General features: G+C 60.1%; 22 protein-coding genes. 17 read left to right on the forward strand and 5 right to left on the reverse strand.

What is annotated here, in order from left to right; genetic code table 11:
* Window positions 1-56 precede the first annotated feature (56 nt).
* The 5 genes from ACFQND_RS08475 (at window position 57) to ACFQND_RS08495 (ending at window position 4,086) form a co-directional block, all read left to right on the forward strand.
* A complete protein-coding gene (locus ACFQND_RS08475) occupies window positions 57-1,202 on the forward strand; it encodes a hypothetical protein (RefSeq protein ID WP_371436805.1) in 1,146 nt (381 codons plus the stop codon).
* Between the two features lie 414 nt (window positions 1,203-1,616).
* Window positions 1,617-1,901 (forward strand): hypothetical protein, encoded by a 285-nt coding sequence (locus ACFQND_RS08480; protein WP_371436804.1) that lies wholly within the window; start codon window positions 1,617-1,619, stop codon window positions 1,899-1,901.
* A 138-nt stretch (window positions 1,902-2,039) separates the two neighbouring features.
* Complete coding sequence (locus ACFQND_RS08485) at window positions 2,040-3,155, forward strand: saccharopine dehydrogenase family protein (RefSeq protein WP_371436803.1); 1,116 nt, start codon at window positions 2,040-2,042, stop codon at window positions 3,153-3,155.
* On the forward strand, window positions 3,152-3,700 hold the full coding sequence (locus ACFQND_RS08490) for a DUF4166 domain-containing protein (protein ID WP_371436802.1): 549 nt from the start codon (window positions 3,152-3,154) through the stop codon (window positions 3,698-3,700). The genes ACFQND_RS08485 and ACFQND_RS08490 overlap by 4 nt, the downstream gene beginning before the upstream one ends.
* A complete protein-coding gene (locus ACFQND_RS08495; protein ID WP_371436801.1) occupies window positions 3,697-4,086 on the forward strand; it encodes a thiol-disulfide oxidoreductase DCC family protein in 390 nt (129 codons plus the stop codon). Before ACFQND_RS08490 ends, ACFQND_RS08495 begins: the two co-directional genes overlap by 4 nt.
* 57 nt (window positions 4,087-4,143) lie before the next feature.
* Here the strand turns inward: ACFQND_RS08495 and ACFQND_RS08500 are convergent, their stop codons facing one another.
* From ACFQND_RS08500 to ACFQND_RS08515, 4 genes are all read right to left on the reverse strand, one after another.
* Entirely contained in the window at window positions 4,144-5,487 is a 1,344-nt protein-coding gene (locus ACFQND_RS08500; protein WP_371436800.1) for a PQQ-dependent sugar dehydrogenase, read from the reverse strand.
* 124 nt (window positions 5,488-5,611) lie between these two features.
* Window positions 5,612-6,070: an Lrp/AsnC family transcriptional regulator gene (locus tag ACFQND_RS08505; protein WP_371436799.1), complete on the reverse strand. Its 459-nt coding sequence runs from the start codon at window positions 6,068-6,070 to the stop codon at window positions 5,612-5,614.
* Between the two features lie 217 nt (window positions 6,071-6,287).
* On the reverse strand, window positions 6,288-7,127 hold the full coding sequence (locus ACFQND_RS08510; protein WP_371436798.1) for a creatininase family protein: 840 nt from the start codon (window positions 7,125-7,127) through the stop codon (window positions 6,288-6,290).
* A 458-nt stretch (window positions 7,128-7,585) separates the two neighbouring features.
* A complete protein-coding gene (locus ACFQND_RS08515; RefSeq protein WP_371436797.1) occupies window positions 7,586-9,187 on the reverse strand; it encodes a B12-binding domain-containing radical SAM protein in 1,602 nt (533 codons plus the stop codon).
* A gap of 131 nt (window positions 9,188-9,318) precedes the next feature.
* Here ACFQND_RS08515 and ACFQND_RS08520 point away from each other — a divergent pair, with 131 nt between their 5' ends.
* The 9 genes from ACFQND_RS08520 to ACFQND_RS08560 all read left to right on the forward strand — a co-directional run bounded on the left by ACFQND_RS08520 (window position 9,319) and on the right by ACFQND_RS08560 (window position 19,639).
* Entirely contained in the window at window positions 9,319-11,514 is a 2,196-nt protein-coding gene (locus tag ACFQND_RS08520) for a protein-disulfide reductase DsbD family protein (protein WP_377413124.1), read from the forward strand.
* A 21-nt stretch (window positions 11,515-11,535) separates the two neighbouring features.
* A complete protein-coding gene (locus tag ACFQND_RS08525; RefSeq protein WP_371436795.1) occupies window positions 11,536-11,967 on the forward strand; it encodes a CoA-binding protein in 432 nt (143 codons plus the stop codon).
* A 62-nt stretch (window positions 11,968-12,029) separates the two neighbouring features.
* Entirely contained in the window at window positions 12,030-13,013 is a 984-nt protein-coding gene (locus tag ACFQND_RS08530; protein ID WP_371436794.1) for an alpha/beta hydrolase fold domain-containing protein, read from the forward strand.
* Between the two features lie 10 nt (window positions 13,014-13,023).
* Window positions 13,024-13,758 (forward strand): hypothetical protein, encoded by a 735-nt coding sequence (locus ACFQND_RS08535; protein WP_371436793.1) that lies wholly within the window; start codon window positions 13,024-13,026, stop codon window positions 13,756-13,758.
* A 163-nt stretch (window positions 13,759-13,921) separates the two neighbouring features.
* Complete coding sequence (gene hemE, locus ACFQND_RS08540) at window positions 13,922-15,031, forward strand: uroporphyrinogen decarboxylase (RefSeq protein WP_371436792.1); 1,110 nt, start codon at window positions 13,922-13,924, stop codon at window positions 15,029-15,031.
* 51 nt (window positions 15,032-15,082) lie between these two features.
* Window positions 15,083-15,412 (forward strand): hypothetical protein, encoded by a 330-nt coding sequence (locus ACFQND_RS08545; RefSeq protein WP_371436791.1) that lies wholly within the window; start codon window positions 15,083-15,085, stop codon window positions 15,410-15,412.
* Complete coding sequence (priA, locus tag ACFQND_RS08550) at window positions 15,409-17,640, forward strand: replication restart helicase PriA (RefSeq protein ID WP_371436790.1); 2,232 nt, start codon at window positions 15,409-15,411, stop codon at window positions 17,638-17,640. The genes ACFQND_RS08545 and priA overlap by 4 nt, the downstream gene beginning before the upstream one ends.
* 428 nt (window positions 17,641-18,068) lie before the next feature.
* Window positions 18,069-18,785, forward strand: a complete 717-nt coding sequence (locus ACFQND_RS08555) for a glutathione S-transferase N-terminal domain-containing protein (protein WP_371436789.1) — start codon at window positions 18,069-18,071, stop codon at window positions 18,783-18,785.
* On the forward strand, window positions 18,782-19,639 hold the full coding sequence (locus ACFQND_RS08560; RefSeq protein WP_371436788.1) for a DODA-type extradiol aromatic ring-opening family dioxygenase: 858 nt from the start codon (window positions 18,782-18,784) through the stop codon (window positions 19,637-19,639). The genes ACFQND_RS08555 and ACFQND_RS08560 overlap by 4 nt, the downstream gene beginning before the upstream one ends.
* 137 nt (window positions 19,640-19,776) lie before the next feature.
* On the opposite strand, the gene ACFQND_RS08565 is transcribed toward ACFQND_RS08560, so the two are convergent.
* A complete protein-coding gene (locus ACFQND_RS08565; RefSeq protein WP_371436787.1) occupies window positions 19,777-20,745 on the reverse strand; it encodes a LysR family transcriptional regulator in 969 nt (322 codons plus the stop codon).
* Between the two features lie 120 nt (window positions 20,746-20,865).
* Here ACFQND_RS08565 and ACFQND_RS08570 point away from each other — a divergent pair, with 120 nt between their 5' ends.
* The 3 genes from ACFQND_RS08570 to ACFQND_RS08580 all read left to right on the forward strand — a co-directional run bounded on the left by ACFQND_RS08570 (window position 20,866) and on the right by ACFQND_RS08580 (window position 23,357).
* Window positions 20,866-21,945, forward strand: coding sequence for an aromatic ring-hydroxylating dioxygenase subunit alpha (locus ACFQND_RS08570; protein WP_371436786.1), 1,080 nt, complete (start codon window positions 20,866-20,868; stop codon window positions 21,943-21,945).
* On the forward strand, window positions 21,945-22,913 hold the full coding sequence (locus ACFQND_RS08575; protein ID WP_371436785.1) for a PDR/VanB family oxidoreductase: 969 nt from the start codon (window positions 21,945-21,947) through the stop codon (window positions 22,911-22,913). The genes ACFQND_RS08570 and ACFQND_RS08575 overlap by 1 nt, the downstream gene beginning before the upstream one ends.
* A 108-nt stretch (window positions 22,914-23,021) precedes the next feature.
* Window positions 23,022-23,357, forward strand: a complete 336-nt coding sequence (locus ACFQND_RS08580; RefSeq protein WP_371436784.1) for an aromatic ring-opening dioxygenase subunit LigA — start codon at window positions 23,022-23,024, stop codon at window positions 23,355-23,357.
* The last annotated feature ends 18 nt before the right edge of the window (window positions 23,358-23,375 follow it).

The following is a 23,375-nucleotide window of genomic DNA, read 5'->3' on the forward strand; positions in this document are numbered from 1 at the left end:
TGGGTGGTTTCCCTGTCTTGCCTGATCCGCCGCGAGCAAAGATACTTTGCGGCAACATGACCGCCATCCCAAGCTACAGCCCGCATTCTGGCGGCATTCGCTTCCATACAAAAACTGCCGATACGCTGGCAGCCGCCAGCGACAACTTCCTCGCACAACTGGAACAACTCGGACTTCAGGACGCCGTTGAAAGCGCAGTACAGCCATGCGGCGCCGGCACAGCCAGAAGCTTTTACCTGCGACCCCATCTGGCTGCCCAGTGGGCGCCCGGACTGGACACCACAGGCCTGAACCAGCGCCTGCAACTGGACACCGAAGGCCAGGCCGAAGACCTGGAGCGCGAGATCCTGCTGGCCATGCTGCTGAGCCCGGTCGGCTTTGAATTTGCCGGCCATACGGAGCTTGCATCGGCAATGCGCATACGCCGCAACATCGTGCTGGCCGCACGCAAGACGGCGCTGGCCTTTCACACCACCGAAGCCGAACGGCCGGAAGACTGCTGGACCTACATAGCCGGCAAGGGCTTCACCGTGCGGCCCGGCCATGCGCTGATCCCGGCGCTGCAAAAGGCGACGCAGCCCGACACCTCCGGCAAGCTGTATTCGTTTTCCTGCTACCGCGCCACCGAGTACGTGATCCTGCTGGCCATCGCGCAGGAACTGGAGCATTGCAACCCGGCGCTGATGCAGGCGCTGCAGCAGCAGTGGGAGCGCCGTCCCATCATGTCGGGCCAGTTCCATGATGTGTTTTTATATGAATACGGCTCCATGGAAGCACCGCTGCCGCCCAAATACTACGTACCCGGCGACCGCCTCTGGTTTCGCAACCCCGATGCGCATTCGTCCGACGTCACCGGCTACGAAGGCTCCTGGGTGTTTTACCTGGGCGGCGGCCTCTTCACCAACTTCTGGAAACGCGAGCAACCCTACACACTGACAGCCAAATGCCTGGAGCTGTTCCACTGGCGCCACGCCACCTACACCGACTCGGCCGGCGAGCTGCAGATCAACGAAAGCATTGTCGAAGCGCGTGTGAAGGATTCGATGGCCGATGCGAAGCAGTCGGCGGAAATCCTCGAGTTGATGTTGCGCCTGCGCGAGCCCAAGGGCGTGTACCAGTCGGGCGGTTGTATAGACACCTCACGCGAATACCCGCGCGGCGTCTGCCCGGGCACGGCAGACATGGTGCTTCCGGCTTTTTGAGGCGGCGGCATTTGCTATTATTTTTATAGCTTACCGCGCGCACTCCACCTTAACCTCAGGCTCTTTTTTCAAAAATCATGCACGACCCGGGTGTTCCGCGCAGCTAAAGTCGTAAACAACTGTTCGCACTAAGGTACCTATGGACCGCAATGCAACGGAAGTGGTCGATGTGGCCGACCACATGACTGGCCCGAATCAGCTTGAAGCAGGCATTCAACAGCGCGCTCAAAATAGTAAACCACCGCCACTTTCACAACAATCATGCTAATAGTTTCGTACGCCCTGTTAGGGCCTCTTCTCGGGGCTATCGCCTTCTGGTCAACGACATGGCTACCTCACGCCCTGTATGCAAGTTTTCTCGGGCGTACGGACACCGAGGCTTGGTCTGGCGGGATGAGCTTGCTCTCTGTCTCCATGCAATACAGCTATCTTGTTGGTTTTCTTCCTGCGATTGGAGCAGGTGTTTGTCATGTTCTTGCTCGTCGAAAATTGGTGAACTCAACGATGCGGGTATGGCTCGTCACCTTTGCAGGGATCAGCCTGACAGCCATACTTTTTTTGGCTGCATCGCCCCCCGCAGGTTTCTACGAAATATTCGTTCCTCTGGTCGCAGCTGGCGGCATTGCTGCATTTTTGATGGCGACGGCCGTCGAAATATTTGCAGCTAACCGGGCCACAAAGGCTACAGGTCTTTCTTGAGGAATTTTCTGGTCAAACGCCCGCAAAGCCAGATGGATTTTTCGGCCAACAGCCAACATTTCAGCGCTTTGCCCAGCAACTGAGCGCTTTACCTTCACAAACGGGAGTCCCCCCTACAGGGACCGTCTAGACTAAGACATGCACGAATATCGGGTGATGGTCATCGGCGGCTACGGATTCTTCGGAAGCAGGCTGGTGACGCGACTTGCGCGCCAGGACGGCTTGCACGTCATCGTTGCGGGCCGCTCCGGTGTGGCGGCACAAGCGCTCGTCGACCGCCTACAGGCGGACTCCCGTGCAACTCTCAGTCACGTGGTGTTGGACGCGATGGCTGCGGGCCTCGAAGCGAGACTCCATCGACTTGGTGTTGCCCTGGTAATTCACACTTCGGGACCCTTTCAAGGCCAGGACTATCGCGTCGCCCAGGCTTGTGCCAATGCGGCTGTCCACTACGTCGACCTTGCCGATGGCCGAGACTTCGTCTGTGGCATCGAAACGCTGCAAAAAAGCGCGGCTGCGCATGGGGTAATACTGACGAGCGGGGCAAGTTCTGTCCCCGCGCTGTCCTCCGCAGTCGTTGACCGACTCACCTCCGGAATGAAGTCCATCGACTCCATAGACATAGGCATCAGCCCGGGAAATCGAACTGAGCGCGGCCTCTCGACTGTCGCTGGAATCCTGAGTTACTGCGGTAAACGCCTAGCGACAAGCGGTCAAGAGCGGGGGTTCGGCTGGCTCGGCTCCTATCGACATCGGTACCCTGGGCCTGTGGGGGAACGCCTTCTCTCTCCCTGCGATGTACCCGACCTTTCACTCCTTCCTCATCGGTACGCGGGTGCTCCGGTGGTACGCTTTGGTGCAGGCCTTGAGCTCTCGTTTCTCCATAGAGGGATGAATTTGATGGCTTGGTTGGCGCGCCTAGGCGTGGTAGACAACTGGTCAGTTCATGCTGGCCGGCTGAAACGTGCAGCCGACTGGTTCAAGGCATGGGGAACGGATACGGGCGCAATGCACGTTACCGTCAATGGCCGCGACCACCTGGGCATCCTCCGCGAACGCGCCTGGGTGCTCGTCGCAGGCTCGGGAGATGGCCCATTCGTTCCAACGCTGGCCGCTACTGCCTTGGTGCGAAAGCTTGCCTCTGGCACCCTTGCATGCACCGGCGCTCGCCCTTGTACGGGGCTGCTGTCTCTCGAAGATTTCATGAATGAGACGGAAGGTCTGGACATTCAAATGGTTGAACTCCAGCCATGACAGAGACGACGTCCATGTATGAGCAGGTGATGGGGGTGGAGTTCTCAACGCTCGGCATGGCGGTGCAGAGATTTCATCGCCTGTCCGGCCACCATGAACTGCAAGGCTGGGTCGAGACAATAGCGCCTCATTCCGTACTCGCGAAACTGCTAGCGTTCGGCCTCGGTACGCCGATGCGCGCGAGCCAAGGGCCAATCCGTTTTGAGCTGCAAGCAGAACCTAATTACGAGACGTGGACCCGCTTCTTCCCGACGCAAGTCATGCGTTCGACACTTCATCGCCGCGAACGGGAAATTGTCGAGTCACTCGGTGCCGCGCGATTAACGTTTGAACTTGCCGCGACCGAAAAACGCCTTGTGATGCGATTGCTGCGACTGCATTTTCTCGGCCTTCGCTGTCCTGCCTGGCTTGCGCCGCGCATCGTGGCCGAGGAAGCTGGGGCGGGTGACCAATTGCAGTTTCGAATCGAGGCAACCGTCCCATTCGTGGGTGTCGTCGCTAGCTACCGTGGTCACCTGGTATTGCCCATGGAGATGGCCTCATGATTGTGGTGTTTGATGCGCAGTGTTTGCTATGCAACGGATGGGTGCAGTTCCTGCTGAAGCACGACAGACGCGGCAGGTTTCAATTTGCAGCGATTCAGGGCGATGTGGGCCGCAGGCTGCTGGCGGATGCCGGGCTCCAGGTTGAAGGGTTGCAGACGCTCCTTCTCGTCGACAGAGGCCAATCCTGGCAACACACGGACGCCATTCTTCGCATTCTTCATGCATTGGGGTGGCCATGGCGCGCCGCTTGGGCGGCCTGGCTGGTACCTGCGCCCTTGAGAAATGGACTCTATCGATTAATTGCGCGAAACAGGTACTGGTTGTTCGGCAGGAGCGAGTACTGCCTGGTGCCCGACTCCAAAGTAGCGAAGCGATTCCTGGATTGAAATGATCCATTCTTGCGCAGCCCATCCGTCGGGTGGCAATGTGCGGCCAGAACCGGGCTATTTCTGCTGACTACCGCTGACGCGCCAGACCACATTTCCCACGTCATCGGCCACCAGCAGCGCACCGCGCTTGTCCATGGCGACCCCCACCGGCCGGCCATAGGCGTGGCCTTCGGGGCTCAGGAAACCGGTCAGAACATCCACCGGCAAGCCAAATGGCTGACCCTGACGAAAAGGCACAAACACGACCTTGTAGCCGCTGTAGGGCACGCGATTCCAGGAGCCGTGCTCACCCACGAACGCGCCCGCGGCCAGCGACGGCGGCAGCGCGTTGCCTTCAGAAAACACCATGCCCAGCGGCGCCACATGCGAGCCAAGTGCATAGTCGGGCGAAACGGCCCGCGCCACCAGGTCGGGCCGCGGCGGCTTGACGCGCTCGTCCACGTGCTGGCCGTAGTAGCTGTAGGGCCAGCCGTAGAACGCGCCGTCGCGCACCGAGGTCAGGTAGTCGGGAACCAGGTCACTGCCGATCTCGTCGCGCTCGTTCACTACAGTCCAGAGCGCGCCGCTTTCCGGTGCCCAGCCCATGCCGTTGGGGTTGCGCAGGCCGGAGGCGAACACGCGGTGCGCACCGGTTTTGGCGTCCACCTCCCAGATCGCGGCGCGGCCAGCTTCGGCTTCAACGCCACGCTCGCCCACATTGCTGTTGGAGCCGACCGTGACATAGAGTTTGCTGCCGTCCAGGCTGGCGATGATGTTTTTGGTCCAGTGGTGGTTGATGGGGCCGGCCGGCAGGTCCACCACCTTGACGGGCGCCGCGGTGATGCTGGTCTGCCCGCTCTGATAAGGAAAGCGCAGCACGGCATCGGTGTTGGCCACGTAAAAATCATTGCCCACCAGCACCATGCCAAACGGTGAGTTGAGGTTTTGCAAAAACACCGTGCGGGTTTCTGCCTTGCCGTCACCGTCGGCATCACGCAGCAGTGTGATGCGATTGGCGGTGGGCGCGCCGGCACCCGCCCGGCCCATCACCAGCTTCATGAACCAGCCCCTGATGCCTTTGCCATCGTCGGGCTTGGGCGGCGCATTGCTTTCGGCCACCAGCATGTCGCCGTTGGGCAGCACATAGACCCAGCGCGGATGCTCCAGCCCGGCGGCCAGGGCCGTCACTTCCAGGCCGGCCATGGGTGTCGGCATCAGGCCCTCGGGCCAGCCCTTGGCAGGCGCAATGTTGACCGTGGGGATAAAGCTGTGTTTGGGCTGCGGCAAGGTGGGGTTGGCGCCCATGCCCGCCTCGGGCGGCAGCAGGGCGGTGTCACCGCAGGCGACCAGGCCGCCCACAATCACTGCACACACTGCAGCCGCAAACCATGTTTTTCGAATAAAAGCCGGTGAACGCATAAATCCCCCCGTGGATGCCGAATGCCGCATCAATGCGGCGCCCCACCCAGTGTGTCGGTGCATTTGCGGCCAAACTGTCAGCCAGCCCCGCGCAGAGCTGTCAGCGGCCGGCCCCAACCTGGCCTTAGCCCGGCAACAGCGGAAGGTCGGCCTTTTTCAGGGTGCGCAGCACAAAGCTGGACTTGCTGTGACGTATGCCCTTGATCTTGTAGAGCCGCTCGCGCAGCAGGCGTTCGTAGTCCTTGGTGTCCTGCACGGCAATGCGCAGCAAGTAGTCGTACTCACCCGATACCAGCCAGGCCTCAATCACTTCGGGAATGGCTGCCAGCGTTTCGCCGAATTTCTCCAGCGTGTTGTCAGAGTGGCTGTCCAGCGTGACCTGCACCATCACCGTGTCGCCCAGGCCCAGCGCCTGCGCATTGAGCCGCACGGTGTAACCCTCGATCACGCCGGCCTCTTCCATCTTTTTGATGCGGCCCCAGCAGGGCGAAGGACTCAGGCCCACCGCCTGGCCTATATCGTGCAGGCTGGTGCGTGCGTCGGCCTGCAGCACCTGAAGGATTTTCCGGTCCAAAGTATCCATTCAGCTAATTTAGCTGAAATTCTGACTTTGAAAGATTTTTTATCTGTTTTTATAAAATTCAGCAGCAAATCAGGCAAATTATTCGGAACCCCGTGGGAGATACTTTCTTCCATGGCAACGGACTTACCGGCCCGACTGACAGAACAAAGCCCCCAGCAGGTTACCGCTCGCTGGGGGCTTTGATTTTTTGGTGGCCAGCGGCTAGCCGCCAGCGCACTCAGAACGCTGGTTTATTTGCCAGTGTGTCGGCCGGCAACTGGTCGATCTCGGCCAGCAATTGCGCCAGGCTGCGACCTGCCGCGCCCAGCAACGCGCGGCCCTTGTCTGCCGTGGCGGCAGCGGCATTGCCCGCCGCACCCTGCGGGTTGTAGTCCTGCATCTGCCAGGCCAGCTTGGCACTGCGGCCATCGCCCAGGATGCTGAATTTTTCGGAACGGTCCTGCGAGGTTGAGTGAAAGTTCTGCGCCTTCGCCATATCGACCTGCTCCGGCTTGAGCGCCAGCATCATGGAGGTTTCAATCTCGCCCGCATGGATGCCGAAGCGATGCTCCTGCGCGCTGAACAGTCCCGTGACTGCATCGCCCAGCGGCAGGTTGAACCAGTTCACGCTATAGACCAGCATGCCCAGCCGGGCCCGGAGATCACGCGCCACCACGTCCAGCAGCCCCACCTGGCCGCCGTGTGAATTGAGCAGCACCAGTTTTTTGACGCCCGTGGCCGCCACCGACTCGGCCAGCTCGGTCCATAGCCGGATCACCGTTTCGGCCTTGAGGGTCAGCGTGCCGGCAAAGGCCGTGTGCTCGGGGCTAAAGCCGATTGATTGTGTCGGCAGAAAAAGTACCGGCGGATTTGGTGTCAGGTGCGGCAACGCGGCGGCGATCACGCCATCGACCAGTGTTGCGTCCACATTCAGCGGCAGGTGCGGGCCGTGCTGCTCCGTGGCCGCAACCGGCAGGACCGCGATGACCCGGGAGAGATCGAGGTTTGCGAAGTCAGGGCTTTTCAGGTCGGCCCAGAAATAGGGGTGGGCTGGTGATGGCTTTGCGGCTGGGGTCATTGGCGTATTTTGATGCCATTTGGGTTTGTTGTCGTTTGAGCAGATCGCCCTTCACTACCAGGCCGGATCCCCGAATCCGAATTCATTTCACTAACCCCCGTCCTGGCTGGGCCGAGCAGCGCAGATGGAGGCGGAAGATCGGGCCAAACTTGTTTGAGCCGAAGGCGAGTTGTTTGGACCGCCGCCGGAATCGAGCAGCGCAGGTTGCCCGTAGCGTCAGCGAAGGGACCCAGACTGCGGGTCGCCTTCTCTTTGCTTACTTTCTCTTGGCGAAGCAAGAGAAAGTGAGTCGCCCGCCGGGGCGAGTCCCGGCCTGGTAATGAAGGGCAAAGCACCCAAACCAGCGAAGGCTTCGACAAGCTCAGCCCGAACGGTTGGTTGGTCGGCCGCTATAAATTCAATAGCTGGCCGCGCGCATTTCCAGACGGCCAGAGCCCTACTTCATCAAAAAACCAGGCTCAGGCAGCCGCCGCAGCCTTCTGAATCTCATCCCTATGCACCTGCTGACTCACATGCCGCCCCTGCCGCTCAGCCCGCAACTTTCCGGAAGCGGCTGGCGAAGCGATCCGCTCTGCACTCAACAACTCAGCCAGACAATGCGGCCGACCACGAGCCCCGCTGGCCCTGTAGTCCGCCAGCAAGGCCGCACGTACATCACCTTCACCCAGCCCGCGAACAGCAGTGAGATGCTCAAACAGAAGATCAACCAGTTTCTCCAGCGCAAACTCATGCGTCTTGCCGGTGCTGTGCCAAAGCCAGTCACTGAAATCAAGAAAGTGCTGGAAAGCAGAACCCGGCTCCAGCAGCAGCTTTAATGCAGCGGAAAAGCGCCCCGAGTTCGCCACCATTTCCCAATAGCGTGCAAAGCGGTTGATGCGCTGCATGGTGACAAAATCAATCGTCGAATTCTGCAAAATCGTGTACGGCGTTTGCGGGTCATAGGCCATCGCAAAGTCCGCCGTGTGCCGCGTGATGGGCGTGCCGCGCAGGCGCTTCAAAATGCCGAACTGGATCTCGTGCGGTGCCAGTTCGTAAAGCCGGTCAAAGCCCTGCGCAAAACTCTCCAGCGTTTCACCGGGCAGGCCAAAAATCAGGTCGGCATGCACATGCGCCAGGCTTTCGTTGACCAGCCAGCGCAGGTTGTCGGCTGTCTTGTTGTTGTCCTGTTTGCGCGAGATGCGCTGCTGCACCTCGGGGTTAAAACTCTGTATACCCACTTCAAATTGCAGCGAGCCGGCCGGGAACTGCGCAATCAACACCTTGAGGCGATCCGGCAGGCTGTCGGGCACGACCTCAAAGTGCACAAAAATATCCGGCGTGGTTTTGATTCGATCCAGGAAAAACTGCAGGATGCGAACCGAAAAATCGACCTTCAGGTTAAAGGTGCGATCGACAAACTTGAAGTTGCGCGCGCCGCGCTGGTACAGCGCATCCATCTCGGCCATGAAAATGTCCAGCTCAAACGCCCAGGCGGTCTTGTCGAGCGAACTCAGGCAGAACTCGCATTTAAAAGGGCAGCCGCGCGAGGCTTCGACATACAGCAGGCGCTTGGCCAGGTCTTCCGCCGTGTATTCGTTGTAGGGCAGAACCAGGGCTTCCAGCGCGGGCTGTTCACCGGCAATCACCTTCATCAGGGGTTTGGGTCCATCGAGCAGAGCGCGGCACAGTTTGGGAAAACTCACATCGCCCCAGCCGGTCACCACATGGTCGGCCAGCCGGCAGATTTCCTGGCTGTCGGTTTCAAAACTGACTTCCGGCCCGCCCAGCACGACCTTGATGTCAGGCCGCAGCGTTTTCAAAAGCCGTACCACCTGCGTGGTTTCAACGACGTTCCATATATAGATGCCCAGGCCAATCACCTGGGGCTGCAGCGCCAGCAACTCTTCGACAATCTGTGTGGGGCGCTGCTGGATCACAAACTCGCGCAACCGCGTTTTGGCACGCAGGCCCGCGCCGCCATGCTTATCCATGTTTGCCAGCAGGTAACGCAGGCCCAGCGACGCATGAATGTATTTGGCGTTCAATGTGGCCAGAACGATGGGGGTGGCGATGCGCTGCATGACCTTATTATCGGAGTTAGTCCCCAGATGGCCTGTAATAGATACCCGGGATACCGGACCAATGCATAAGGCTACACCTTGCAAAAACCCCATCAGGAACTAATGCCCTCCCCCCTGCTCACACCCTGATCATGAATTTCAAGCGTCCCTTCCTTGCCAGGCTATTTGCTACGATTTTTATAGCTGGTTGCGCAATTTCCATGGGCGCCAATGCCCAAATCATTACAAATAGCGTGCTTGGCAATGCGCCCGGCGCAGGCAGCAGCAGTGCGCGCAGCCCGGTTGTCACCACCGACCAGGTGCGCGCCGAACTGCTGGCCTGGGCACCTGATGGCGTGGGGCCGGGCAAGCAGGTGTGGCTGGGTTTGCAACTGGACCACCAGCCCGAATGGCATACCTACTGGAAGAACTCCGGCGATTCCGGCCTGCCCACATTGCTGGACTGGGTATTGCCTGCCGGCGTCACGGCAGGCGAGATCGCCTGGCCCACGCCTAAAAAAATACCTATAGGCACACTGGCCAACTACGGCTACGAAAACACCATTCTCCTGCCCGTGCCGCTCACCGTCGCCCAGAACTTCAGCGCCTCGCAGCTCGACGTCAAGCTGAAAGCGGCCTGGCTGGTCTGCCGCAAGGAATGCATTCCGCAAGAAGGTGACTTTTCGCTGAGCATCCCGGTCAGGAGCTCAACCGGCATGAGCAGCAAACTGTTCCAGGACACTTTTGCGGCCACGCCCAAATCCCTGCCCGCAGGCAGCAGCCAGGTTGAGGTCAGCGGCAAAGCCATCAAGGTTTCGCTGGCTGGCCTGCCCGCGGCGCTGCAAGGCAAGACGCTGGCGTTTTTCCCGGAGACCGCCGGTGTGATCGAGCCCGCAGCGCAATGGCAACAAGCCTGGCAGGGCGCACTGTGGACGGCGCAGGTGCCGCTCTCGGGCCAGCGCAGCGAAAGTCCGGCCATGATGCCGCTGGTTGTCGCCGTGGACAACGCGGCTTACCGCATCGAGGCCCCGGTCAAGGGCGAGTGGCCACAGTTGGCTGCAGCAGCGATAGTGCCGCCGGCGCTTGAGGCTGCCCTCAAGGCCAATGCCTCGGCAGGCGCTGCGCCCATTCAGGCCAACAATGCCGCACCCCTGGGCCTTGTGGCAGCTCTGTTCGCGGCCCTGCTGGGCGGCATGATTCTTAACCTGATGCCCTGCGTGTTTCCGGTGCTGGCCATCAAGGTCGTCGGTTTTGTGCATGTCAAGGACCAGGCCACGCGAGTCAGCACCGGGCTGGCGTACACCGCAGGTGTGGTGCTGTCCTTCCTGGCTCTCGGCGCCTTGCTGCTGGGCCTGCGCGCTGCGGGTGAACAACTGGGCTGGGGCTTTCAACTGCAAAGCCCGGCGGTGGTGGCGGCACTGGCGGTGCTCTTCACACTGATGGGCCTGAACCTGGCGGGGTTGTTTGAGTTTGGCAACTTCCTGCCCGGCCGCGTCGCCAACCTGCAGTCAAAAAACCCGACCATCAATGCTTTCCTGTCGGGCGTGCTGGCAACCGCGATTGCATCGCCCTGCACCGCGCCGTTCATGGGCGCCTCACTTGGGTTTGCACTCGGCCTGCCGGCCGTGCAGGCTCTGGCCATCTTTGCTGCGCTGGGCGTGGGCATGGCACTGCCTTACCTTGCCGCGAGCGCGGTACCGGCCGTGGCGCGCGCATTGCCGCGCCCCGGCGCGTGGATGCAGACCTTCAAGCAGTTGATGGCTTTCCCGATGTTTGCGACGGTGGCCTGGCTGGTGTGGGTGCTGGGCCAACAAAGCGGCATTGACGGCGCGGGTGCACTGCTCGCCCTGCTGGTCTTGCTGGCGCTGGCGATCTGGGCATTGACGCTGAAGGGCCGCGCCAGAACCGCACTGGCAAGCGTGAGTGTGCTGCTGCTGGCCAGCGCACTCTGGGCGCTTGGCCCGAACGTGGTCAGGCTGCAGGAGGGACCCACCTCAAACCAGGCCGTCAATGGCTGGCAGGCCTGGGAGCCCGGCCGTGTAGAGCAGCTCAACGCGCAGGGCCAAAGCGTGTTTGTGGACTTCACGGCGGCCTGGTGCGTGACCTGTCAATACAACAAAAAGACCACGCTCGCCAATGCCGATGTGATGGCCGACATGGCGGCCAAAAAGGTAAACCTGCTGCGCGCCGACTGGACGCGCCGCGACCCGGCCGTGACGGCCGCCTTGAGCCAGCTGGGCCGCAGCGGCGTGCCGGTGTATGTGATCTACAAACCCGGCCGCGCGCCTGTGGTGCTGTCCGAGATTTTGTCGGTCGATGATGTCAGGGCCGAACTGGCTAAACTGTAAAACCAGAACGCCATACACCCCATGAAACCGCCAGCACCCGCCGACCGCATACCGCACATCCTCAAGCACTGCCGCACGATTGCGGTGGTCGGCTTGTCGCACAAACCGCACCGCGCCAGTTTTGATGTGGCGCGCTACATGCAGGGCCACGGCTACCGCATCATCCCGGTCAACCCGAATGAAACCGAAGTGCTGGGCGAAAAAGCCTATGCCACGCTGGCCGATGCAGCAGCGCACGAAAAAATCGAGCTGGTGAACTGCTTTCGCAACAGCGAAGACATTCCGCCCATCGTGGACGAGGCGATTGCCATAGGCGCCAGGGCCGTGTGGATGCAGCTGGGCATCAGCAATGCAGCAGCCGCAGCAAAGGCCGAGGCCGCTGGCCTGCTGGTGGTGCAGGACCACTGCCTGAAGATCGACCATAGGGTACTGCTCTCCAGCAACCTGCTGTAGGCGGCTTCAAACCGGCAGGCTTCACGGGTAAAGTAGGGCATGCCTGTTGCCTGCCCCACCCCATGCTGATGGACGCCGAACTGCTCCAGTTCCTGCAGGGCCTGCAAACCCTGCACCCCTTGCCCCGCGACCCGAATGACCTGGCGGCTTTCATACAGCGTTATGAAGCGGTTTCCAGCGCCCTGCCGGGGCCTCCCGAGCCACTCCGGGTGAATGCCGGGGTTTTCCATCTCAATGTCCTCGCGTCCGGTGAAAAAACACGGCTGGACGCACGCCTGTACCTGCCAGAGGGCGTGCCCAGGCCGGTATTGATGGCTTATTTCCATGGCGGCGGCTGGGTTGCCGGCAGTCTGGCCAGCCACGACGCCTTGTGCCGCCAGCTAAGCAGTGACCTGCAGGTGGCGATTGCCAGCGTGCATGTACCTCTGCCGGTCGCCCACGGCTTTGTGCAGGCCGCCGAGCAGGCACAACAAGTCCTGATCACCCTGGGCAAGGCACGCGAGAAGCTGGGCGTCAACACCGAACGACTGCTGGTGGGCGGCGACGGCAGCGGCGCCCACCTCGGGCTGCAGGCAGCCTGGCGGCTGGCCAGGCAGGCACCCGGCAGCGTGGACGCCGTGCTGGCGCTGACACCGCTGGTCAAGCCCGACTTCAACACCGCAAGTTATATCCGCTGCGCCAACTCGCTGACGTTCTCGCGCGACGACGCCGTGCGCAGCTGGCACAGCCTGTTGGGCGGCCGCTGGGAAATCTGGAATGAGCGCGCCGTGCTGCTGCATGGCAACCAGCCGATACAGCGCCCGCCCCTGGTGGTCATCATTGCCGCCGAGCACGATGGCGCACATGATGATGCTGCGGCCTTGCACGACTGGCTGAAAGAAGCCGGCGCACGCTGTGAGTTTTACGGTGCGCCCGGCATGCCGCATGACTTTGCCCGCCTGCAGCATGCCAGCAAGGCCGCACGCCACCTGATGCTGTCCGGGCTGGATGCATTCGCCGTCCAGGCCGGCCTTCGCGAGCCCGAAAGCGCGGCCGCCCCGGCCTGAGCCCGTCGCCATGGCACTGAAATCCGTGGCTCCCGCATGGCTTGTTGCAGCACTGCTGCTGGCCGGCTGCGCCAGCGGGCCACCCGCGCCCACGCCCCGCGGTGAAGCCCAGGGCGCGCCCATGGCGTCGTCGGAGCTGGCCCAGTCGGACGTGAACCGCATGGCCACGCTGGGCATGCGTGACAACATCGACAGCCTGCTCCGCCTGGCCGACAAGCTCTACCGGCGCAATCCGGCGGAATGGCGCAAGGCCAGCCCCACCCGCGAGGCTGCCCTTGAGAAATTGCGCGCGGCCATTGACGGCCGCAGCCCCTGGGCAGACCTGCAGGGCAAACGCGACATTGCAGCGCTGTCGCTGGCCCTGGGACCAGACTTCAGGGGCGACCGGGTGGCCGCCTTTATTTACGCCAGCGCCGACATGCTGGTCACGGCCCACGGCAACAAAACCATTTTTTACCTGACCGATGCGCTGGATGCGCAGTACATCTACAACGCGGCCCGCAACATTGAAATCGCGGTGTGGATGCTGTCCACCAGGCGCAATGCCGCAGGCCAGCCGCTGCTGCTGGCCGACGAAATCACCGAGCGCGAGCGCAACCTGAGTTTCGAACGCGAATTCGGCAAGGTGATCGGCCGGCTGGACCTGCTCTCGGTGGTGTTGACCGAGAAATACCGCCGCGCCGTGATCACTTATGTACAAAATCTGCTTGGCGGCACGTTTTTGCAGTTCCTGCCCGTGCGCTGAACCAAATCAGACTCAAAACAATCCCCCCGCCAGCAGCCAGGACCGCATTCCCTTTTTAATTCGCAGCGAGATTAGGCGCACCGCCGCAGGCAGTGCCCCAGCACGGCAAGGTGGGGCAACGACATATCGCAGTGAAGTAAAAAGGGAATGAGACAATTGGGGGATGTTTGCTCCCCTCCAAAACGACACCTTTCTGCGCGCCTGCATGCGCCAGGCCACCGACCACACCCCCGTCTGGCTGATGCGCCAGGCCGGCCGCTATTTGCCTGAGTACCGCGCCACGCGCGCCCAGGCCGGCAGCTTCATGGGCCTGGCCACCAACACCGACTACGCCACAGAAGTCACCCTGCAGCCGCTGGAACGCTACCCGCTGGATGCGGCCATCCTTTTCAGCGATATCCTGACCATTCCCGACGCCATGGGCCTGGGCCTGTCGTTCGCGCTGGGTGAAGGCCCCAAATTTGCCCACGCGGTACGCGACGAGGCTGCTGTGGCAAAGCTTGAAGTGCCCGACATGAACAAGCTGCGTTACGTGTTTGATGCCGTCACATCCATCCGCAAGGCGCTCAACGGCCGGGTGCCGCTGATCGGCTTTTCGGGCAGCCCCTGGACGCTGGCCTGCTATATGGTCGAAGGCGCGGGCTCCGACGACTACCGACTGGTCAAGACCATGCTGTACCAGCGCCCGGACCTGATGCACAGGATGCTGGCCATCAACGCCGACTCGGTCGCCGCCTACCTGAACACGCAGATCGAAGCCGGCGCGCAGGCAGTGATGATTTTTGACAGCTGGGGTGGCGTGCTGGCCGATGCTGCCTTCCATGAATTCAGCCTGGCCTACACCCGGCGCGTGCTGGCTCAGCTCAAGCGTGAGCACGACGGCGTGGTGATCCCGCGCCTGGTGTTCACCAAGGGCGGCGGCCTCTGGCTGGAAGCCATGGGCCAGCTCGACTGCGAGGTACTTGGGCTGGACTGGACCGTGAACCTGGGCCAGGCTCGGGCGCGCGTTGGGGAAAACGGACCGAATGCAAAAGCATTACAGGGCAACCTGGACCCGAACGTGTTGTTTGCCAACCCGGCGCAAATCGAGGCGGAAGTGGTGAAAGTGCTGGACAGTTTTGGCCGGCCGCACAATGACCCGAAAAACCCCGGTCCTACCCATATTTTCAACCTCGGCCACGGCATCAGCCAGCACACACCGCCGGAAAACGTCGAAATCCTGGTCAGCGCAGTGCACACTCACTCTCGAAGAATGCGTACTGTAACCGGATAGGGGATGCTGGGTATGTGCTTATCTACAGGCCTTAAACACCGGTTTTAGACCATGGCTAGCACAAAATCCGGCTTCGGGGCTTTGACTTATGCACAAAATCTGTGTTGCGGTGCGGCAAGAACCCAAGTCTTTGACTTGCTTCGCTATCAAAGCAATAGCGCTTGTAAGTTGTTGATTTATATAGGTTCTTTAAATTGCTTTTTTTCCGGGCATTCTAAGCAAAGCCTTGATTTACAAGGCTTCCGCGTGAACGCAGATAAGCTATCAACAAAGTTATCCACAGAAAACTTGGAAATCTGTAAAGCACCGTTAAATCAAGCACTTAGAAGGCTTTTCGTAAGTGTCTTTACAGATTCTTCAACAATTGTTTACATCTCATGACTCACTGGCTCAACGTCGTGGTGGCCACCCCCGCGCACAGTGCGGTGGCCGGCCCACTGACCTATCGAAGTGAGTCAGCACTCAGCCCCGGCACTTTGGTGCGTGTCCCTTTGGGCAAACGTGAGGTTCTGGGTGTGGTCTGGGAAAATCTGGCCGACAGCGGCGGCCTGGCTGAAACGCAGGCGCGCAATATAAGCGGCACGCTCGAAGGCCTGGCCCCCCTGTCCGCCACCTGGCGGCGGCTGGTCGGGTTTACCGCGGGCTACTACCAGCGCTCGCTGGGCGAGGTCGCACTGGCCGCACTGCCGCCCCAGCTCAGGGAAATGACCGGCGTGCAGCTGGCGCGCCGGCTCAAGCGCCCGGTACTTGACTCCAGCCATGCCCAGGACACTACAAATTCAATAGCGCTCAGCGCTCAGCAGGCGGCGGCCCTGGCCGAATTTGATGCCGATACCCGGCCTGCATTGCTGTTTGGTGCCACCGGCAGCGGCAAAACCGAGGTGTACCTGCACGCGGCCGCCAGGGTGCTGGCGCAGGACCCGGATGCCCAGGTGCTGGTCATGGTGCCGGAAATCAACCTGACGCCGCAGTTGCAGGCCCGCTTCCAGGAGCGGTTTGCCCACCTCGGCAAGGAACGCGTGGTGTCCCTGCACAGCGGCCTCACCCCGGCCCAGCGGCTGAAGAGCTGGCTCTCGGCCCATGCGGGCCACGCACGCATGGTGCTGGGCACACGCATGGCGGTGCTGGCCTCGATGCCGAACCTGAGGCTGATCGTGGTTGATGAAGAACACGACCCGAGTTACAAACAACAGGAAGGCGCACGCTACTCGGCGCGCGACCTGGCGGTGTACCGCGCCAGGCTGGAGGCGCAAGAGGCAAGTTCGGGCAATGCCTGTCGTGTCATGCTCGGTTCGGCAACACCCTCGCTTGAAAGCTGGCAAGCCACCATTACCGGCCGCTACCAGCGGCTGACCATGAATGAGCGGGTGGGCGCCAGCATGGCCCCCTCGCCCGGCACTGGCGTGTCCTCGCTGCCCCCCGAGGGGGCTAATTTTGGCTCCGCCGCACTTCGTGAACTCAGGGGCGGCCCGTCGGAAAATTGGCCTGCGCCTGAAGGCGGCGTCCACATTGGCAGGCTGCCGCAGGTCAGAGGGGTGGACATGAACCACCAGCCCAAACATTGCGTGATTGCGCCGCCGCTGGTCAACGCCATCGCGCAGCGCATTGCACGCGGCGAGCAGTCGCTTATTTTTTTGAACCGCCGCGGTTATGCACCGGTGCTGGCCTGCCACGACTGCGGCTGGAAAAGCGAATGCCCGCATTGCAGCGCCTATCGCGTTTTTCACAAAATTGACCGCACCCTGCGCTGCCACCATTGCGGTTTCACCGAACGTGTGCCGCGCGCCTGCCCGGCCTGCGGCAATATCGATATTGCGCCTGTAGGCCGCGGCACCGAGCGGCTTGAAGAACACCTGGCGGAGCTGCTGACCGGCGTGACCCGACCCGACGGCAGCGCAGTACGCATTGCGCGCATTGATGCAGACACCACACGGCTCAAGGGCGCGCTGGAGTCACAACTGGCCAGCGTGCACTCGGGTGAGGTCGACGTGCTGGTCGGCACACAAATGATTGCCAAGGGCCATGACTTCCGGCACATCACGCTGGTGGCGGCCATCAACCCTGACGGCGCACTGTTTTCCAGCGACTTCCGCGCACCCGAGCGCCTGTTCAGCCTGCTGATGCAGGCGGCCGGCCGCGCCGGGCGCGATGCCCGGCACAGCGAGGCCAGCGAGATGTGGGTGCAAACCTTTCACCCCACACACCCGCTGTTTGCAGCGCTGAAACAACACGACTACCCGAAGTTTGCAGACCAGCAACTGGCAGAACGCCAGGCCGCGGCCATGTCGCCCTTCGGCTTCTCGGCATTGGTACGCGCAGAGGCGCGTGAGCAGGAAGTCGCACAAGGCTTTTTAAATGCCGCTGCAGCCGCCGCACAGGCCAGCGAGCTTGACGGCCAGGGCCTGGTCACGCCCTACCCGGCGGTGCCCATGACCATACAGCGCGTGGCCAACATAGAACGCGCGCAGATGCTGGTTGAAAGCCCTTCACGCGCCGCGCTGCAGCGTTTCCTGGCGGCCTGGCAGCCGCTGCTGTTTGAAACCCGCAGGCAGGCCGAATTCAAAAGCCTGGTGCGCTGGGCGATTGATGTGGATCCGATTGCGATTTGATGCGGTGGCGCTATCGCTATGGATCGTCAGTGGTTGACCCGTGCCGGCTGACGAACATGCACAAGTCATGTGCTGCCGCAAACTGACTCCGGTCCCTCGAGGTTTCTAATCGGCGGGCAGGCCTTGCCTTTGAACAGCCGGTAGATCATCCTCGCGATCTCGCCGAAAAGCGGGGGCTCAGCGTTGAAGTTGAAACGCTGGCGAAAGCTGCCTCACACTACTAGCCAAGACCCAACCTCTGGCCGCAGCGACACAAACACTTCGGCACTGATGTCGCAAAACCAGGAAGACAGCTAACGAACACTCTTGGAGACGGTTCGAATGGTCTCCACTGTCCAAAAAAATGGACAGTTTGTCTATCGCTGACCTCTTATCTTGAGCAAGCCTCCTCTATAGACTGCCCTCACATTCGGCAAATCCAAATTCCAATGAACACAACCCCCTTCCCTCCTGAATTAACCCTTTACTACAGCCCGAAAGCGTGCTCACTGGCACCTCACATCGTGCTTGAGGAGTCTGGTCTGCGTTATTCAGCCAGGTCCGTCAATATCCGGGCTGGTGAACACCGCGGTGCCGACTACCTGCTGCTCAACCCCAGTGGTACAGTCCCTTCCCTCGCGATCGGCGAGCAGATTCTGACGGAATCGCAGGCTTTGCTTACCTACTTGGCCGACCTGGTTCCAGAACGCGAGCTGCTGCCGCGGCCCGGCACTCTGGCACGAGCGCGTGCTCACGAATGGATGAACTTCATCTCAAGCAGCCTCCATCCAGCATACCGCGCAGTCTTCCGTCCGCAAAGTTATGGCGGCGATAGTCCTGAGGCAGTAGAGTCCGTGCGTGTCCGGGGTCAAGAGCGTCTCCTGCACGCATTAAAGACTGTTGAACAACGCCTGAGCGGGAACATATATGCGCTGGGCAATGCGTTCAGTGCCGTGGACGCTTACCTATTTGTGTTCTATCTCTGGAGTTTCGATGAGCGTTTGGGGTGCGAAATGCCAGAAAGATCGCGTTATCGAGCCCTGGCACATCTGGTTTGGCAACGTAACTCCGTCCGCAAAGTGGTTGCTCGCGAGCGTGGCGTGCGCCCTTACGAACTGCCGATAGAGTTCACTGGTGCTGACGCCTCCACGACGGAGGTCGCATGAGCCTAGTCTTCGCAGGCGTATGCAGCCATGGGCCAGGTATTACAGCGCGTCGCGAGAGCGCCGACCCGGAACAACTTGAGAGGCTGGAGAGAGCTTACCAAGACATGCGCGAGGCAATGCTGGCGACTCGGCCAGACATCTTGGTCGTAGTCGGCGCCGAGCATTTCGCCAATTTCTTCATGAACAACATGCCATCTTTTGCGGTCGGCATGGCTGACCGTTATGAAGGTCCTATAGAAAATCCCCAATGGCTGGGAATTCCACGCCGCCACGTACCAGGCAACAGCTCCCTTTCGATGAAACTTATCGAAGGCATGATACAAACCGTGGACCTCGCCGTCTGCGAAGAGTGGAAGCTAGATCACGGGATTATGGTTCCGCTGCATCATCTCGCCCCACACAACGACCTGCCCATTATTCCTATCAACATAAATTGCCAAGGCCCGCCACTGGCACCACTTCATCGCGCATATGCGCTCGGCGAGGCAATACGGCGCGCTGCCGATGCCATGTCGGCGCGCGTTGCGATTGTCGGTACCGGCGGCATTTCACACTGGCCATGCACGCCGGACTCTGGACGCATAAACGAACCTTGGGATCGCGATTTTCTGGCGCGCTGGACACGCAACGACCGCGATGCGATGTGCGCTTATTCCGACGAAGAAACCCAGCGCGACGGAGGCCAGGGCGGGTACGAGATTCGGACCTACATAGCCGTGGCCGGGGCATGCGCGGGTAGCACTGGCGAGATTTTGTGTTACGAGCCGATCCCCATCTTTTCCTGCGGATGCTCCATTGGGATAATGGCCACAGGTGAGAAACTTGTTGAAAAGGGCGGCTCCGTCACGCAGTGATTTAAAACCTTTTCAAGAGGCACGGGTTTTATTTAAATCAGCAAGGGGCGGCTCACAAGTGCCATCTCGAGTGAAGTCATACCCTTCGTATCAAAAAATGCAATCAACTACGGTATGGCTAGAGGGCATCACTAATATCACTCTTTGTTGCCCATAGATGCCGCATCCATGAGTCGTCGATTGGTCCAACCAGGGGGGGCTGCTCGGCCTGCGACGTTCTCTTGTACTTGCGTCTCCAGGATATCAAGGAAGACGCGAACTTTCTCCGGCATTAACCGTTTAGCTGGCAGCAGCGCATAAACCCTGAGCGGATCGCAGCTATAGTCCGTGAGCAGAGGTTGAAGCAGACCGGCTCTGATCGCGGGGGCCGCGAACGTGTTCGTCACACGCATCACACCCAGCCCTGCAATCGCAGCCTGCAATCGTACATCGGCATTGCCGCTGACCAATCGAGGTGACTGGAGCGGGATTCTTTCCGTGTTGCCGTCTGGTGACCTCAAGCGCCACTCGGTGTCGTTCAAACCTACAAGCATCGGCATTTGCGCCAATTGGCGCGGAGTGCTTGGAAAGTGATGCGCCTGTAAAAGCCCAGGTGCAGCATAAAGCTTGCGTTCCAATGAAACTATTCTGCGGACCACAATCGTCGAAGCTGGCAGCGAGGACTCCAACATGGCGAAGGCCATGTCATAGCCCTGGTCTAGCGGATTGATGGACGCGTGATGCACGTTGAGCTCTATGTTCAACTGTCGATACCTACCCATCATGGCACACACCACCTGAGCCAGATGCTCAGCCGCAAACTCGTAGGGCGATGCAATACGTAGTGTGCCGCTAACTCCTTGACGCTGTTCGATCGCTGCCCGATGGGCTTCGCGCAGCGACGCAAACAACGGTCCCATGCCATGAAAGAGTGCTTCGCCAGCCTCGGTCATTCTCAGCTTGCGCGTAGTCCGCTCTAACAAACGTACCTGCAGCGCAGTTTCAAGGCGGATCACCGCTGCACTAAGGCTCGACTTGGGACGATCAAGTGAGCGTGCTGCCGCCGAGAAGTTGCCATGCTCGACCACATAACAGAACAGATCGTAGTCATCCCAGTTTGTTGTCATGCATTGATTGTCCAATCTATTGGACAGAATGTCCATCTGCACCCTCTATGTCCGGCGCATTCCTGCCCTTACGCTCACACCCTTCGATTCAATCAAACCACTCACATTAGGAGATGAAGGATGGCGCACAAGGATGGAATTTTTCTCATGAACTGCTGGTACGTCGCGGCATGGTCGCACGACCTCATAGACGGCAAAAAAATGGCCAGGACGATCCTCGAGTTGCCCGTCGTCCTTTATCGCGGAGAAAGTGGCCGTGTTGTGGCGCTGGACAATCGCTGTTGCCACCGCGCAGCTCCATTGGACATGGGTCGTATCGAGGGCGATTGCCTGCGTTGCATGTACCACGGCATGAAGTTCGAACCCTCAGGCAAGTGCATTGAGATTCCAGGTCAAGAAAGAATCCCGCCCAAATTGGGGGTACGAAGCTATCCGGTGGTCGAGCGTGACGGAATTATTTGGATCTGGATGGGAGACGCTGAGCTTGCTGACCCGGCGGATATCGTGGATTTTCCGGCGCTGCGAGACCCCAAATGGCGGGGCATCCCAGACTACATGCACTACGACGCTAACTGGATGTTGATCGTCGACAACCTGAGTGACTTTGCACACCTTGCCTTCGTACACACGAACACTCTAGGCGGCTCCGAAGAATATGCCTACACAACCAAGCCAGCAGCGATCGAGCGGCTTGATGATGGATTTCGCGTAGAGCGGTGGCACATGGACTCGGATTCACCGCCCTACCACCGCAAAGTCATTCCAAACAAGCTGGACAAGGTGGACCGCAAGAACATCGGGCACATGAAGATTCCCGGCATGTTTTACCTGTACACCACCTTCTCGCCTGCTGGAAGTGGTTTGAAAGAAGGCAAACAGGAGGGTGCGCGTCGCTACTGCAACTGCCAGTTCATGACGCCTGAAACCCGGCGCAGTACCCACTTCTTCTGGAACTATCTCCATGACTTCGATCTCCAGGATCCAAACATTGCGATCTCGCTGCGGAACAGCATTGAAGAAGGGTTTTATGAGGACAAGGGTTTTATCGAAGGACAACAGAAACTGCTGGACGCGGACCCGGACTTCAAAATGCTTGCAATCGCTGCCGACGCGCCGCTGTCGCACTTCCGCTGGGCATTCGCCGAGGCTCTGAAAGCGGAACAGAACGCCGCATTGCAGAAAGAAGCTGCGGTCGCGTGATGGCAAAAATGAACGATAGCCTCGTTCTCCAAGTGAGTGACGTGCAGGCCGAAGCGCGTGATGTCCTCCTGGTGGAGTTGCGAGACCCACAGGGCGCCCCATTGCCGGCCTTCGAACCAGGGGCGCATCTCGAGATATCGCTACCCAATGGCATGGTGCGGCACTATTCGATCACGAATGACAGCCGCGAGCGGGAGCGATACGTCGTAGGTGTGGGCCGTGCGCCGAACGGCCGCGGTGGGTCAACTTTTGTGCATCAGGCCTTGCGACGCGGAATAACACTCAACACGAGTGCGCCGCGCAACAATTTCCGCTTGAGAACTGATGCCAGGAGCTACCTATTTGTTGCCGGTGGCATTGGTATCACACCCATCATGACAATGATCCAGTGGTGTATTGCAAACCAACGTCACTGGAGGCTTGTGTATGCCGTCCGTAGCCCGCAACGCGCAGCGTTTTATGAGGCCTTAAGCGCTCATGGGAAATCGGTTCGCTTCCACTTCGACTCGCAGTGTGGGAGGGAAGGGCTGAACGTACGCCAAATGCTGACCGATGTTCAAGACGGGGAGCATATCTATTGCTGTGGCCCAAACGGTTTGATGGAGGCCATCCGAACCCATGCGGGGCACCTCCCCGCTGAAAACCTGCATTTCGAGTATTTCGCAGCTCCCATGCCGGTCGCCGACGTTGCGGACTCAGCGGGAGCATTTGATATCGATCTGCGCAAAAGCGGCCGCTCCTTTCATGTGCCGCCGGACAAAAGCATTCTGGATGTATTGGACGCCCATGGGATTAGCGTGCCGTCTTCGTGCAGAGAGGGTCTATGTCGCACTTGTGAAACCGCGGTTTTCGAGGGAGAAGTCGAGCACCTTGATTACGCGCTATCTCAGGAGGAGCGCGATGCGGGTCGGTCAATGATTATCTGCGTATCGCGGGCCCGCTCAGCGCGGCTAGTGCTGGACCTGTAATGCTGCTCGCATTCCCCCGCATTGCCATCTGAAAGTCGGAGTAGTTATTACCAAGGCCGTCGCGATAGCGATCAATTTATGCCTTACATCACATTGGGAAATTTGACGATGAGCCTCTACACGATGCAGAAGTTCTTCTTTGCACTGAATCGCGATGTCGAAGTGCAACGCCGTTACCAGCAGGATGGGAAGGAGCGGGCGAAGCTGCTCGACACCTTTGAGCTCACGGACGAGGAGCGCGAAGCAATTGATCGCGGAGATATCGGGAAGATATATGTCCTGGGGTGCAACGGACAACTGCTGATGCACTTCGCGGCACTACTTGGAATGCCCTGGGCTGACTACATTTCGGCAATGCGCGAAGGAGTGCATAAGTTCGGTCCAGTACGAGCCGGCATCTACACAATGACAACCTCGCAAGACGACCGAATCGCAGGCGTATGAGCTTGTTGTATCTGCACC

Source organism: Polaromonas aquatica (assembly GCF_042659145.1).
In the GTDB taxonomy this organism is placed as follows: Bacteria; Pseudomonadota; Gammaproteobacteria; order Burkholderiales; family Burkholderiaceae_C; genus Polaromonas; species Polaromonas aquatica.